General features: G+C 61.6%; 10 protein-coding genes and 3 rRNA genes. 7 read left to right on the plus strand and 6 right to left on the minus strand.

Annotated features, from left to right (window positions below; translation table 11 throughout):
* Nucleotides 1-18 precede the first annotated feature (18 nt).
* The 3 genes from F562_RS0117405 to F562_RS0117415 all read right to left on the minus strand — a co-directional run bounded on the left by F562_RS0117405 (nt 19) and on the right by F562_RS0117415 (nt 2427).
* A complete protein-coding gene (locus F562_RS0117405) occupies nt 19-1254 on the minus strand; it encodes an RNA polymerase sigma factor (protein ID WP_018158253.1) in 1236 nt (411 codons plus the stop codon).
* Nucleotides 1254-1949 (minus strand): alpha/beta fold hydrolase, encoded by a 696-nt coding sequence (locus tag F562_RS0117410; RefSeq protein WP_018158254.1) that lies wholly within the window; start codon nt 1947-1949, stop codon nt 1254-1256. The genes F562_RS0117405 and F562_RS0117410 overlap by 1 nt, the downstream gene beginning before the upstream one ends.
* Before the next feature lie 106 nt (nt 1950-2055).
* Complete coding sequence (locus F562_RS0117415; RefSeq protein ID WP_026181373.1) at nt 2056-2427, minus strand: YciI family protein; 372 nt, start codon at nt 2425-2427, stop codon at nt 2056-2058.
* A gap of 167 nt (nt 2428-2594) precedes the next feature.
* Here F562_RS0117415 and F562_RS19900 point away from each other — a divergent pair, with 167 nt between their 5' ends.
* The 3 genes from F562_RS19900 (at nt 2595) to F562_RS0117430 (ending at nt 4465) form a co-directional block, all read left to right on the plus strand.
* Nucleotides 2595-3149, plus strand: a complete 555-nt coding sequence (locus F562_RS19900; protein WP_018158256.1) for a mycothiol transferase — start codon at nt 2595-2597, stop codon at nt 3147-3149.
* 96 nt (nt 3150-3245) lie between these two features.
* Nucleotides 3246-4172 carry a Bax inhibitor-1/YccA family protein gene (locus F562_RS0117425; RefSeq protein ID WP_018158257.1) on the plus strand — a complete coding sequence of 309 codons (927 nt, stop codon included), beginning with the start codon at nt 3246-3248 and terminating at the stop codon, nt 4170-4172.
* Nucleotides 4173-4174: 2 nt separating this feature from the next.
* On the plus strand, nt 4175-4465 hold the full coding sequence (locus tag F562_RS0117430; protein ID WP_040385401.1) for a hypothetical protein: 291 nt from the start codon (nt 4175-4177) through the stop codon (nt 4463-4465).
* 13 nt (nt 4466-4478) lie between these two features.
* On the opposite strand, the gene F562_RS0117435 is transcribed toward F562_RS0117430, so the two are convergent.
* Together F562_RS0117435 and F562_RS0117440 are read right to left on the minus strand one after the other, a co-directional pair.
* Entirely contained in the window at nt 4479-5702 is a 1224-nt protein-coding gene (locus F562_RS0117435) for an acetyl-CoA C-acetyltransferase (protein WP_018158259.1), read from the minus strand.
* Between the two features lie 74 nt (nt 5703-5776).
* Entirely contained in the window at nt 5777-6802 is a 1026-nt protein-coding gene (locus F562_RS0117440; protein WP_018158260.1) for an SGNH/GDSL hydrolase family protein, read from the minus strand.
* 116 nt (nt 6803-6918) lie between these two features.
* Between F562_RS0117440 and F562_RS0117445 the strand changes: the two genes are divergently transcribed.
* Complete coding sequence (locus F562_RS0117445; RefSeq protein ID WP_026181375.1) at nt 6919-8295, plus strand: cystathionine beta-synthase; 1377 nt, start codon at nt 6919-6921, stop codon at nt 8293-8295.
* 111 nt (nt 8296-8406) lie between these two features.
* Here the strand turns inward: F562_RS0117445 and F562_RS0117450 are convergent, their stop codons facing one another.
* On the minus strand, nt 8407-8589 hold the full coding sequence (locus F562_RS0117450) for a hypothetical protein (protein ID WP_018158262.1): 183 nt from the start codon (nt 8587-8589) through the stop codon (nt 8407-8409).
* Nucleotides 8590-8711: 122 nt separating this feature from the next.
* On the opposite strand from F562_RS0117450, the gene F562_RS0117455 reads away from it, so the two are divergent.
* The 3 genes from F562_RS0117455 (at nt 8712) to rrf (ending at nt 14031) form a co-directional block, all read left to right on the plus strand.
* Nucleotides 8712-10239 (plus strand): 16S ribosomal RNA (locus tag F562_RS0117455).
* 419 nt (nt 10240-10658) lie between these two features.
* Nucleotides 10659-13776, plus strand: a 23S ribosomal RNA gene (locus F562_RS0117460).
* A 137-nt stretch (nt 13777-13913) separates the two neighbouring features.
* Nucleotides 13914-14031 (plus strand): 5S ribosomal RNA (gene rrf, locus F562_RS0117465).
* Together the 16S, 23S and 5S rRNA genes form the textbook arrangement of a ribosomal RNA operon.
* The last annotated feature ends 8 nt before the right edge of the window (nt 14032-14039 follow it).

Below are 14039 nucleotides of genomic sequence, written 5' to 3' on the forward strand. Positions count from 1 at the left end.
AGAGCCCCGACCGGGTGGTCAATCGGAGGGATCCTGGGCGCCAGACATCCGGGCTCGCAGGTAGGCCTGCTCGGCCGGGTTTGTCGCTCGGGCCGCGGCGTGGGCGTACGCCTCGCGCGCTGCCTCGAAGGCCCCAGACATCTCTAGCAAGTGGGCCCGGACGGCGTGCACTCGGTGACTGCCGCGCAGTTCACGGGCGTCGGCAATCGCCTCCACTTCGCGCAGCCCGGCCTGCGGGCCGTGCACCATGGCGACCGCGACCGCGCGATTGAGCCGCACGACTGGCCCAGGGCTTGTCGCCGACAGGAGGTCGTACAACACCAGGATCTGCGGCCAGTCGGTGCTCGCTGCAGTAGCGGCGTCGGAATGGACAGCGGCCATCGCAGCCTGAAGGGCGTACGGCCCAGCAGAGCCGCCCGGCAGGGTGGCCTCCAGGATCGCGATGCCTTCGCGGATCTGGTCTTGATCCCAGAGCGTCCGGTCCTGGTCGGTGAGCGCGACGAGGGCGCCGTTCGCGTCGAAGCGCGCTTCTTGACGTGCCTCCGTGAGAAGCATCAGGGCGAGGAGCCCGGCCGTTTCGCGGTCGTGTGGACAGTGCTCCCGCAGCATGCGGGCGAGGCGAATCGCCTCGCGGGTAGCGGATACCTGATCGGCGCTGGTGGTGCTGGGGGAGTGGCCCTCGGTGAAGATGAGGTAGAGAACTTGCTGAACCGCAGCCAGCCGTGAGCCGGGGTCTACTGGCGCGGCAAATCGGGCGCCAGCCTCCCGCAGGCGTGACTTCGCCCGGCTGATGCGTTGGGCGACAGTCGATTCCGAGGTCAGCAGGACCTGACCGATCTGGGCTGTCGTCAGGCCCCCGACGGCGCGCAAAGTGAGCGGTATCTGCGCGGTGCGAGTCAGCGCCGGGTGGCAGCACATCAGCATCAGTGTCAGCGAATCGTCCGTGTCCGGAGTGACGGACGTGGATCCGAACTCAGTTTGATGGCGGTCATCGCGGGCCTCGCGGTCACGTCGAGCCGTCTCACTGCGCCATTGGTCAATGAGACGGCGTGAGGCCACCCGAATCAACCATCCGCGAGGGTCCGCTGGGAGTCCATCTCGCGGCCATTGGACGTGGGCAGCGAGCATGGCCTCCTGCGCTGCGTCCTCGGAGGTCTCGAAGTCGCCGTACCGCCGCACCAGCGCGCTGACCACGTGTGGTGACTGCTCACGCAGAAGACGCTCGACCGCGGGTTCCGGCCACTCCGGCACCATCACGCCTGCGCGACCCCAGCAATGAGGTCCGACAACTCATCGGGCATCGACCACATCGGCCAGTGACCGGTCGGCAGGTCGACATAAGCCAGGTCTGGATAGTCGGACAGGCCTGCCAGGAAGTTCGCACCGTTCGCCGCGAATTCTTGGTATTCCGCCGCGGTCGCTGCGGTGCAGATCATGGTGGCGGGAACCTGCGCACGCGCCGGATTGGTCAGCCGGACAGGTTCGCTGACGGTGCGCCCCGGCTGAGGGACAGCGCGCTCTTTGAAGGTGGCGAGCTGCTCGTCGGTCAGGCCACGCATGCTGCCGCCGGCAAGCTCCTCGTCCCACACCTCCTCCAGCCGGAACGTCGGCTCGGAAAGACTCGCGTTCATCGCGAACCCATCGGCGACGGGTGCGGTGTCGGCATAGACGATGTGGTCAACCAACTCGGGGTGTTGGTCAATCACCATCGTCCCGGGCACCGCGGCCCCGCTGTGCACGACCAGGACGCGCCGATCAGCTTCCTGGTCAAGTGCCGCGATGATCGCGTCGGCATGGTCCTGCGGACCCACATCGGATGGTTCGCCGTCCAGTCCGGGCAGCGTGAGCGCTGCGGCCGCCAGCCCGCGCGTGCGCAGGCGCTCCGCGACGGCGTCCCAGGCCCATGCGCCGAGCCAGAATCCAGGAACTAACACCACTTGAGTCGTCATGAACTCACTATGGCACCGGCCCCCGACACCAGTGCCCCCATCGGTCACTGGTGGTCGGGGGATGGCGCTGGAGGCGTACGAGGGCGCCCCCATCGGCTGCCTGTGGTCACCAAAGCGGACGCAGCTCGACTGTCTCGCCAGGGCCAGAGAATCCGCGGGTGATTTCGATGGCGCGCTCGGCGGATTCCACCTCGAGCAGGAAGAAGCCCGCGAGGTGCTCCTTGGTCTCGGCGTACGGCCCCTCGCTCACCAGCGGCGCCTCGCCCTCCCATCGGAAGAGCGTGGAATGGGCCGGGTCACCTAGGGCCTCGCCGCCCAGCAGTTCGCCCGAGGCGCTGATCTGCTCGAGTAGGCCCTCCCATTCGGCATTGTTGCGCTCTCGCTGGGCGGGGTCCATGGCCTTCGTCTCGGCCACGAACTCACCCGTCGGATGGCCCCACGGCTGGGGGTTGCTGTGGATGAGGATGACGTACTTCATGGGGTACTCCTTGGTTTTGGTGGTGCTGTCGGAGGTACGTCGGAGACGAGCGTCCATTCTCGACATCGACCGCGAACTTCGGCAGAAACCGTCGAACCCCATGATGTCGAGAACTCGTTCTGCGCTCCGACCTTTGGGTATTCCCCACCCACCACTAGGAGCACATCATGACCTCGAACCCGACCCCGCCCCAGACTCAGGCACCGGAGATCAGCGCACTCGGGGCAGCCCTCGGCACACAGCAGCATCACGTACGCGGCATCCTCGACGGACTGGACGAGCCAGCGCTGCGTCGGCGTGAGCTGCCCAGTGGTTGGAGCCCCCTGGGCTTGATGCACCATCTCGGGGCGATGCACCAGTTCTGGTTCCGCGATGTTCTGGGCGATGAGCACCTGCCGCTCCCGTCCGAGGAAGGCACCGACTTCGGCCTCGATCCGGCGCAGTCATCGGCGCGAGTGCTCGCGGTGTTCGACCAGGAAGCAGAGAACGCGCTCGCTGTCCTTCGTTCGCTCGACCTTGATACGCCCCCAGCGTGGTGGCCGGACGACGTGTTTGGCGGCTGGCGCTTGGACAGCCAACGAGAAGTCGTTCTCCATGTCGTCACCGAGCTGTCCACCCATGCTGGCCAGCTGGACGTGGTCCGCGAACTCATCGACGGAAGGACCTGGTCTTACGCCTTGGGTCGAGTGGCAGAAGCGCACGAAAAGGTCGGAATCATGTGACGGTCCACAGGGGGAACTTTTCGGCACTCCCGAGGCTTCTACACTGTGAGACATCACGCGCGCGTGCGCGCACCCACCATGACGCCTGGAGGAGCCATGGCAAGCAACCCGGTATTTGGCCGGATCGAAAAGCAGATGGAGCAGGGCCAGTACGCCGGGTTCGGCAACCAGCCCCAGCAAGGTCAGGCCCAGCCTGGCTATGGGCAGCAGCAGGGCTACCCGCAGCAAGGGTTCCCCCAGCAGGGATATGGCCAGCCGATGCCCGGCCAACAGACGCCGTCGCCCCAGGATCTGGAGCAGATGTACGGCGCCGGCACCGCCGGCCCGGCGCAGACCGGTCGGATGACCGTCGACGACGTCATGATGAAGTCGCTTGGCCTTTTCGCGATCCTGGTGATCGTTGCCGCGGGCGCTTGGGTCTTCACGGACGCATCGCCGGGCCTCGCGATGCCGCTGCTGCTTGGCGGCATCGTCGGGACCTTGGGTCTGGGCCTCTTCATCGCCTTCAAGAAGACGATCTCGGTGCCTCTGATCGTGACGTACGCCGTTCTTGAGGGCGTGCTGGTTGGCACCATCAGCAACGTCTACAACGACATGTTCGGCTCTGGTGGCATGTCCGGCATCGTCGGCCAAGCCATTCTCGCCACGCTCTGCGTGTTTGTCGCGATGTTTACCGGCTGGAAGACCGGCTTCATCAAAGTCACCGCCAAGAGCCGCCGGATCTTCGGCATGATGCTGATGGGCTATTTCCTCTTCGCCATCGTCAACTTTCTCTTCGCGATGTTCATCAGCGATGAGATGTTCGGATTTGGCGGGAACGGCCCGCTCGGCATTGCCATCTCAATCTTCGCCGTCGGCCTGGCGTCCTACTCGCTGGCGATCGACTTCGACTCGATTGACCGCGGCGTGCAGGCTGGCCTGCCCGAGAAGACGTCCTGGCTGATGGCCCACGGCCTGATCGTCACCGTGGTGTGGCTCTACCTGGAGATCCTGCGCCTGCTGGCTCGCCTGCAGAGCGACTGATCGTGCCCGCGGTTTCACCCATCCCTGATGCGGTGGCCGTGGAGCTGGAGCGCGTGGCCCGGCGGTGGCAGCAGCTGCCGCTGGACCACGCGCTTTTGCATGCCCCGCTGCTGCGCGCGCTGACTCAGGACCTTGCCGACGGCATAGCAAACGGGGCCGAGATCATCGATCTCGGCCCCGCGACGGCGTACGACCAACTTGCCGTTCTGGTCTATGACGCCTGCGTCGCCGGTCAGGCTGACGCGTTACATCTCACCGATCGCCTGGCCACGGTGCGCCGCGCGCTGCCGTGACCGGCGAACCGGCTCAGTTGAGGCGCTCGTAGATGATCGCCATGCCCTGGCCGCCACCGACACACATGGTCTCCAGACCAAAGGTGCCGTCGACGGACTCAAGGCCGTTGAGCAACGTCGCGGTGATGCGCGCGCCGGTCATCCCGAACGGGTGGCCCAGCGCAATCGCGCCACCGTGCTTGTTGAGCTTGTCCATGTCGAGGCTGAGCTCGTCAGCCGAAGCGAGCACCTGCGCCGCGAAGGCCTCGTTGATCTCGTAGAGGTCCATGTCGGCGATGGTCAGTCCAGCGCGGGACAGGGCCTGCTTGGAGGCCTCGACCGGCCCGAGGCCCATGACCTCGGGGGACAGGGCGGAGACGCCCGTCGAGACAACCCGAGCAAGCGGCTTGAGGCCGAGTTCCTTGGCCTTGGTGTCGCTCATGACCACGAGCATGGCAGCGCCGTCGTTGAGCGGGCAGCAGTTGGCGGCGGTCACCGTGCCGTTCTCTCGGAAGACCGGCTGCAAGGTGGACACCTTCTCCAGCGTCACGCCCGGCCGGGGGCCATCGTCAGTGCTGACGACCGTGCCGTCGGGCATGGTGACGGGAGTGATCTCGCGCTCGAAGAAGCCGCTGGCGATGGCCTGCTCAGCGCGGTTCTGCGAGGAGACACCCCATTCGTCCTGGCGCTCACGGGAGATGCCACGGGAGGTGGCGACGTTTTCGGCGGTCTGCCCCATCGCGATGTAAATGTCCGGCATGTTGCCGTCTTCGCGCGGGTCGGTCCAGGTCTCGTTGGACGCGGCCGTCGCCTTGGTGCGCTCGCCGGCCTCCGCGAAGGCCGGGTTCTTCCACTCGGCCGGGGACTGTCCGGCGCCGGTGAGGTCGGCGTAGCGGGACACACACTCCACGCCGCCGCTGAGCAGAACGTCAGCCTCGCCAGCCTTGATGGCGTGGGCGGCCATGCGGGTCGTCTGGACCGAGGAGGAACAGAACCGGTTGACGGTCGCGCCGGGCAATTGGTCATAACCTGCCAGCGTCGCGACCACGCGGGCGATGTTGTTGCCCTGCTCGGCCCACGGCTCGGCACAGCCGAGGTAGAGGTCCTCGATCGTGGTGGGGTCGAGGTCCGGCACCTTGGCCAGACAGGCCTCGAGCACCTGCACGGTGAGGTCGTCCGGCCGAATGTCCTTGAGGCTGCCCTTGAAGGCGCGGCCGATAGGGGATCGGGCTACAGAGACGATGACGGCTTCAGGCATGAGGTCCCTCCAACGGGGGTTGGGTGCTGCTGCGTACGTCATCAGCGAGTGTACGCGACGAACTAAGCGCTTGCTTAGTTCGTCGTCGATTCGCCTCGATCGTCGGGCTCGGTGCCCGCTTCCGTGGGGCCGGGAACGGGGTGGCGATGACGACGTCGCAGCACCGCGAACCGCCCCCGCATACCGACGTCGCCAGTGCCGCTGACCTCGGTGCCGGGATCAGCCACCGCGCGTACGGCGGCCACCGCGACCGGGCCGACGCTCTCGCCACGCCGCTCGTCGGGCGCCCGACCGGTATCAATGCTGTGGTGGCCGAGTGCATCCAGAACACTGGGAAGAATGGCCGACGCCGCGCGGGCATACCCCGCGGCCGAGGGATGGAACTGGTCCTTGCTGAACATCACGCCCGGGCGCTCGTGGAACTCTTCGCCCAGCAAGTCTCCGAGGGACACCGTGCGCCCGCCTTGCTCGACGACGGCCACGGTCTGCGCCGCTGCGAGGTCGCGCGACCAACGCTGCATCAGAGCCCGCAATGGCTGAGGAACCGGTCGTACGGCACCGAGGTCGGGGCAGGTACCGACCACCACTTCGGCGCCGTTTTCCCGGAGTCGGTTGACCGCCATCGCGAGGTGCCGGATGGAGACACTGCGGTCAATACGGTGAGTCACATCGTTCGCGCCGACCATGATGATGGCGACGTCCGGTTCGGCGACTTCGTCCTGGGCGACGTCGACTTGGCGGTCCAGATCGGCCGACTCGGCGCCAATGGCGGAGACATTGGTCAGGCGAACAGGCCGACTAGTCAGGGCAGCAACAGCAGACGCGACGATTGCTCCGACGGTCTGCGCGCGGTCGTCGGCACCCATACCGCGCGCTGTCGAATCACCCAGGATCAAGAGCTCGATGGTGTCGCCGAAGCCGCTGCCATAGGTGCCCGTGTCATCCGGAGCCCCTTCGAAAGGACGCCCCACGACCTTGCGCGCAATCCTTGCCTCGGTGGCCAGCAGTCCCCAGGTGGCCAGGCCGAGTGCTCCCGCACCGCCGCCTCCGAAAGCCGCGGCCGCAGCGATCTTGCGCGCTCGCTTGGCTCGTCCCACCATGCCCTCCTGGTCCGCTGTGCGATCCGCCCTTTGAGGTAGATCGTCTCACTGGCGGAATTCGTGCCCTGACCACATGTAATCCTCGTCGATGAAACGATGACGACATGTCAGACACCATGCGCTACGCCGCACATATCTCGGACCTGGTGGGAAACACCCCGTTGGTCCGGCTGAACTCCGTCACCGAGGGCATCGCTTGCACCGTCCTGGCCAAGGTTGAGTACCTCAACCCGGGAGGCTCGGTGAAGGACCGCATCGCCGTGAAGATGATCGAGGCCGCCGAGGCCTCAGGTCAGCTCACACCGGGCGGGACCATCGTGGAGCCGACCTCCGGCAATACCGGGGTGGGGCTGGCCCTCGTGGCCCAGCGCAAGGGCTATCAGTGCATTTTCGTGTGCCCGGACAAGGTCAGTGAGGACAAGCGCAACGTGCTGCGCGCCTATGGCGCAGAGGTGGTCGTGACGCCGACGTCCGTTCCGCCGGACCATCCGGACAGTTACTACTCCGTCTCCGACCGACTCGCTGCCGAGACGCCGGGTGGGTGGAAGCCAGACCAGTACTCCAACCTCAACGGACCGGCTAGTCACTACGAGTCCACCGGACCTGAGGTCTGGAGCGACACGAATGGTGAGCTCACGGCCTTTGTCGCGGGAATAGGCACTGGGGGAACGATCACGGGCACCGGACGGTACCTGCGAGAGGTCTCTGCTGAGCGCGACGGCGGGCGCGTGCAGATCGTCGGTGCTGACCCCGAAGGGTCGGTCTACTCCGGTGGCACCGGACGGCCGTACCTCGTCGAAGGGGTCGGCGAAGACATGTGGCCCGATGCCTATGACCCGGCGGTGGTCGATGAGGTCATTGCAGTCTCAGACGCGGAGTCCTTCGCCATGACCAGGCGCCTGGCGCGCGAAGAGGGCCTCCTAGTCGGCGGGTCCTGTGGCATGGCCGTTGTCGCGGCTCTGCGGTACGCCCGCACCCTGCCGGCTGATGCCACCGTCGTCGTCTTGCTTCCCGACTCGGGGCGCGGCTACCTCTCGAAGTTGTTCGACGACAACTGGCTCGCCTCGTACGGATTTCGCGCCAGCACGACGGAGCAGACCGTCGAGCAACTCCTGCGCGGCAAGGACGGCAGCCTGCCGTCCCTGGTCCACACCCACCCGTCCGAGACAGTGCGCGACGCTATCCAGATCATGCGGGAGTACCAAGTGTCTCAAATGCCTGTGGTCAACGCGGAACCGCCGATCATGGCTGGCGAGGTCGCAGGCGCCGTGAGCGACAAGCAACTACTGGAGGCGCTCTACACCGGGTCCGCGCACCTCGCCGACTCAGTGGAGCAGCACATGGCCGCACCATTCCCCATGATCGGCGCGGCCGAACCTGCCACTGCTGCACGAGACCTGTTGGCCTCGCACGATGCCGTCATGGTGGTCGACGACGGCAAGCCGGCTGGCGTACTCACACGCGCCGATCTTCTTGCAGCTCTCGTGGTCTGATCAGCAAATCCACTGCAGCACAGGCGAATTCGCGAATGTGACGCAGGTCGCAAACGGTTGGGGCCATGCCGATTTGTCATGGACCCAACCCGTGGCCTAATGTTCTCTACGTCAGCCCAACGGGTTGGCAACAGCCAGAAGCGAGACGGTCTTCGGAGCGGTTCGCACTGGCACCTTCTCGGAGCCAAGCGCGCGACAATCGGCGGATTTCGTCGATTTGACGCCCAAGAGTCGAGTAAGGAAGACTTCATCGAAGTCGCCCACCGAGTCCGACAGTTTAATGCGGTCAGTCACGGCGGGTGCATGTTTTTTGAGAACTCAACAGCGTGTCGAGTGATTGATGCCAAATGTTTGTTTGGTTGATCATTGTGAAACTTTTTTTGTTTCCGTTGATTCGGCCGGGTTTTTGATTTTCTTTTTTGGAGAGTTTGATCCTGGCTCAGGACGAACGCTGGCGGCGTGCTTAACACATGCAAGTCGAACGATGATGCGGTACTTGTATCGCGGATTAGTGGCGAACGGGTGAGTAACACGTGAGTAACCTGTCCTTGACTCTGGGATAAGCCTGGGAAACTGGGTCTAATACTGGATATGTCTGCGTGCCGCATGGTGCGTGGTGGAAAGATTTTTTGGTCAAGGGTGGACTCGCGGCCTATCAGCTTGTTGGTGGGGTAGTGGCCTACCAAGGCGATGACGGGTAGCCGGCCTGAGAGGGTGACCGGCCACACTGGGACTGAGACACGGCCCAGACTCCTACGGGAGGCAGCAGTGGGGAATATTGCACAATGGGCGAAAGCCTGATGCAGCGACGCCGCGTGGGGGATGAAGGCCTTCGGGTTGTAAACTCCTTTCGCCATTGACGAAGCCCTTCGGGGTGACGGTAGGTGGAGAAGAAGCACCGGCTAACTACGTGCCAGCAGCCGCGGTAATACGTAGGGTGCGAGCGTTGTCCGGAATTATTGGGCGTAAAGAGCTTGTAGGCGGTTTGTCGCGTCTGCTGTGAAAGCCCGGGGCTTAACTCCGGGTCTGCAGTGGGTACGGGCAGACTAGAGTATGGTAGGGGAGACTGGAATTCCTGGTGTAGCGGTGAAATGCGCAGATATCAGGAAGAACACCGATGGCGAAGGCAGGTCTCTGGGCCATTACTGACGCTGAGAAGCGAAAGCATGGGGAGCGAACAGGATTAGATACCCTGGTAGTCCATGCCGTAAACGTTGGGCGCTAGGTGTGGGATTCAGTCTATGAGTTCCGTGCCGCAGCTAACGCATTAAGCGCCCCGCCTGGGGAGTACGGCCGCAAGGCTAAAACTCAAAGGAATTGACGGGGGCCCGCACAAGCGGCGGAGCATGCGGATTAATTCGATGCAACGCGAAGAACCTTACCAAGGCTTGACATGCACCGGACGATCGCAGAGATGTGGTTTCCTTTTGGGCTGGTGCACAGGTGGTGCATGGTTGTCGTCAGCTCGTGTCGTGAGATGTTGGGTTAAGTCCCGCAACGAGCGCAACCCTCGTTCCATGTTGCCAGCACGTAATGGTGGGGACTCATGGGAGACTGCCGGGGTCAACTCGGAGGAAGGTGGGGATGACGTCAAATCATCATGCCCCTTATGTCTTGGGCTTCACGCATGCTACAATGGCCGGTACAGAGGGATGCGAGACCGTGAGGTGGAGCGAATCCCTTAAAGCTGGTCTCAGTTCGGATTGGGGTCTGCAACTCGACCCCATGAAGTTGGAGTCGCTAGTAATCGCAGATCAGCAACGCTGCGGTGAATACGTTCCCGGGCCTTGTACACACCGCCCGTCAAGTCACGAAAGTTGGTAACACCCGAAGCTCATGGCCTAACCAGTTTTCTGGAGGGAGTGGTCGAAGGTGGGACTGGCGATTGGGACTAAGTCGTAACAAGGTAGCCGTACCGGAAGGTGCGGCTGGATCACCTCCTTTCTAAGGAGCACTCCTCATGTTCGCCTCCGTTGTGGGGGTGGGTGTGGGGTTTGTTGTTTTTGCTCGTGTGGTCATGTCCGGTTGTCGGGTGTGAGCGCGGGCGTGGATAGATCATCAATCATGGTGCCTGGTTGTGGGTGCTGCTGTGGGTGAGTACGCCTGGTCCTGCTGTTGTGGGGTTGGGTTGGAAAGCGTGTGGTGGTGTTCGCTGGTTGGGTGTCGACACGTTGTTGGGTCCTGAGAGAACATGCGGACCAATTCTTTGCGCTTCCCTTGTGTTTTGTGGGGGGTGTGGGGGTTGGTGTGGTGTTTTCTTTGTTGTGCGTTTCGCATGTGTGGCTCATGGTTTGTGGGTTGTGTGTGTGGGGTGTGTGTTGTTTGAGAATTGTATAGTGGACGCGAGCATCTTTGTTTTTTGTGTTCAAGTTTTTAAGAGCACATGGTGGATGCCTTGGCACCAGGAACCGATGAAGGACGTAGGAATCTGCGATAAGCCTCGAGGAGTCGATAACCGGACTGTGATTCGAGGATTTCCGAATGGGGAAACCCAGCACCCGTCATGGGGTGTTACTCGCGCCTGAATATATAGGGCGTGTAGAGGGAACGTGGGGAAGTGAAACATCTCAGTACCCACAGGAAGAGAAAACAACAGTGATTCTGTGAGTAGTGGCGAGCGAAAGCGGATGAGGCTAAACCTGTTTCGTGTGATACCTGTCAGGGGTTGCGGAGTGGGTGTTGTGGGACGTGCATTGCTGGTACTGACATGCCGGCGCGGAGTGATAAATCGTGCGCATAGGTGAAGCGTTTTGAAGGGCGCGGCGTAGAGGGTGTTACCCCCGTAACCGAAATGTGTGTGACTTCGTTTGTGTGTTCCCAAGTAGTACGGGGCTCGTGGAATCCCGTGTGAATCTGGCAGGACCACCTGCTAAGCCTAAATATTCCCTGGTGACCGATAGCGGACTAGTACCGTGAGGGAAAGGTGAAAAGTACCCCGGGAGGGGAGTGAAATAGTACCTGAAACCATGTGCTTACAATCCGTCAGAGCCGGCCCTTGTGGTGGGTGATGGCGTGCCTTTTGAAGAATGAGCCTGCGAGTTAGTGCTCGGTGGCGAGGTTAACCCGTGTGGGGTAGCCGTAGCGAAAGCGAGTCCGAATAGGGCGTTTGAGTCGCCGGGTCTAGACCCGAAGCGGAGTGATCTACCCATGGCCAGGTTGAAGCGCCGGTAAGACGGCGTGGAGGACCGAACCCACTTAGGTTGAAAACTGAGGGGATGAGCTGTGGGTAGGGGTGAAAGGCCAATCAAACTCCGTGATAGCTGGTTCTCCCCGAAATGCATTTAGGTGCAGCGTCACGTGTTTCTTACCGGAGGTAGAGCTACTGGATGGCTGATGGGCCTCACCAGGTTACTGACGTCAGCCAAACTCCGAATGCCGGTAAGTGAGAGCGTGGCAGTGAGACTGCGGGGGATAAGCTTCGTAGTCGAGAGGGAAACAGCCCAGATCATCAGCTAAGGTCCCTAAGCGTGTGCTAAGTGGAAAAGGATGTGGAGTTGCTGTGACAACCAGGAGGTTGGCTTAGAAGCAGCCACCCTTGAAAGAGTGCGTAATAGCTCACTGGTCAAGTGATTCCGCGCCGACAATGTAGCGGGGCTCAAGCACACCACCGAAGCTGTGGCTTCCGCATTTTACCCTAGCCTTCGTGGTTCAGGGGTGCGGTTGGGTAGGGGAGCGTCGTGTAGCGGGTGAAGCAGCAGCGTGAGCTAGTTGTGGATGCTACACGAGTGAGAATGCAGGCATGAGTAGCGAATCACGGGTGAGAAACCCGTGCGCCGATTGACTAAGGGTTCCAGGGTCAAGCTAATCTGCCCTGGGTAAGTCGGGACCTAAGGCGAGGCCGACAGGCGTAGTCGATGGATATCCGGTTGATATTCCGGAACCGGCGAAAGACCGCTCATATTGAACCAGGTGATGCTAACCACCCTAACCCGTGTCTTAGTTCCTTTCGAGGGACGGGGCGTGGGGGTGCGTGGGACCCGATCTTGTAGTAGGTAAGCGATGGAGTGACGCAGGAAGGTAGCCTCCGCGTGGCGATGGTTGTCCACGTCCAAGAGTGCAGCCCGATGCCATAGGTAAATCCGTGGTGTCTTTGGGTCAGGCTTGATGGTGACCACATATGTGGGAAGTAGGGTGATCCTATGCTGTCGAGAAAAGCTTCTAGCGAGGTCTGAGCCGCCCGTACCCTAAACCGACTCAGGTAGTCAAGTAGAGAATACTAAGGCGATCGAGTGAATCGTGGTTAAGGAATTCGGCAAAATGCCCCCGTAACTTCGGGAGAAGGGGGGCCTTCCACCTTGAAACCCTTTACGGGTTAGGGGTGGGGGCCGCAGAGAGCAGGGAGAAGCGACTGTTTACTAAAAACACAGGTCCGTGCGAAGAAGCAATTCGATGTATACGGACTGACGCCTGCCCGGTGCTGGAACGTTAAGGGGACCGGTTAACACCTTCGGGTGTGAAGCTGAGATCTTAAGCGCCAGTAAACGGCGGTGGTAACTATAACCATCCTAAGGTAGCGAAATTCCTTGTCGGGTAAGTTCCGACCTGCACGAATGGCGTAACGACTTCTCCACTGTCTCGACCACGAACTCGGCGAAATTGCATTACGAGTAAAGATGCTCGTTACGCGCAGCAGGACGGAAAGACCCCGGGACCTTCACTATAGCTTGGTATTGGTGTTCGGAACGGCTTGTGTAGGATAGGTGGGAGACGTTGATCCCCTCGCGCCAGCGGGGGCGGGAGTCATTGTTGAAATACCACTCTGGTCGTTTTGGGCTCCTAACTTCGGACCATGATCTGGTTCAGGGACAGTGCCTGGTGGGTAGTTTAACTGGGGCGGTTGCCTCCTAAAAGGTAACGGAGGCGCCCAAAGGTTCCCTCAGCTTGGTTGGCAATCAGGTTTTGAGTGTAAGTGCACAAGGGAGCTTGACTGTGAGACAGACATGTCGAGCAGGGACGAAAGTCGGGACTAGTGACCCGACGGTGGCTTGTGGAAGCGCCGTCGCTCAACGGATAAAAGGTACCCCGGGGATAACAGGCTGATCTTGCCCAAGAGCTCATATCGACGGCATGGTTTGGCACCTCGATGTCGGCTCGTCGCATCCTGGGGCTGGAGTTGGTCCCAAGGGTTGGGCTGTTCGCCCATTAAAGCGGTACGCGAGCTGGGTTTAGAACGTCGTGAGACAGTTCGGTCCCTATCCGCTGCGCGCGGAGGAAACTTGAGAAGACCTGTCCCTAGTACGAGAGGACCGGGATGGACGAACCTCTGGTGTGTCAGTTGTCCTGCCAAGGGCACGGCTGATTGGCTACGTTCGGAAGTGATAACCGCTGAAAGCATCTAAGCGGGAAGCACGCTTCAAGATGAGGTTTCCAACACCCTTTGGGTGGAGAGGCTCCCAGCAGACTACTGGGTTGATAGGCCGGACGTGGAAGCACAGTAATGTGTGTAGCTGACCGGTACTAATAAGCCGATAACTTGACCATAATTAACCATAAGAACAAAACAAAGCATGAATACGCGTCCACTATACAATATCTGAAACAACACACCACAACACCAAACCCCCCGTAAGCGGGAACAAGGGTTTGAGAAGAATGTTGGTGAAACAGTTTCATAGTGTTACGGCGGTTATAGCGGAGCGGGAAACGCCCGGTCACATTCCGAACCCGGAAGCTAAGCCCTCCAGCGCCGATGGTACTGCACTCGGTAGAGTGTGGGAGAGTAGGACACCGCCGGACTACCATTC

Origin of the sequence: Demetria terragena DSM 11295 (assembly GCF_000376825.1) — a bacterium.
Lineage (GTDB): Bacteria > Actinomycetota > Actinomycetes > Actinomycetales > Dermatophilaceae > Demetria > Demetria terragena.

Coding starts and splice junctions, on each gene's coding strand:
- F562_RS0117405 (WP_018158253.1), bottom strand. CDS start 1,254: ATGGTGCCGGAGTGGCCGGAACCCGCGGTCGAGCGTCTTCTGCGTGAG.
- F562_RS0117410 (WP_018158254.1), bottom strand. CDS start 1,949: ATGACGACTCAAGTGGTGTTAGTTCCTGGATTCTGGCTCGGCGCATGG.
- F562_RS0117415 (WP_026181373.1), bottom strand. CDS start 2,427: ATGAAGTACGTCATCCTCATCCACAGCAACCCCCAGCCGTGGGGCCAT.
- F562_RS19900 (WP_018158256.1), top strand. CDS start 2,595: ATGACCTCGAACCCGACCCCGCCCCAGACTCAGGCACCGGAGATCAGC.
- F562_RS0117425 (WP_018158257.1), top strand. CDS start 3,246: ATGGCAAGCAACCCGGTATTTGGCCGGATCGAAAAGCAGATGGAGCAG.
- F562_RS0117435 (WP_018158259.1), bottom strand. CDS start 5,702: ATGCCTGAAGCCGTCATCGTCTCTGTAGCCCGATCCCCTATCGGCCGC.
- F562_RS0117440 (WP_018158260.1), bottom strand. CDS start 6,802: ATGGTGGGACGAGCCAAGCGAGCGCGCAAGATCGCTGCGGCCGCGGCT.
- F562_RS0117445 (WP_026181375.1), top strand. CDS start 6,919: ATGCGCTACGCCGCACATATCTCGGACCTGGTGGGAAACACCCCGTTG.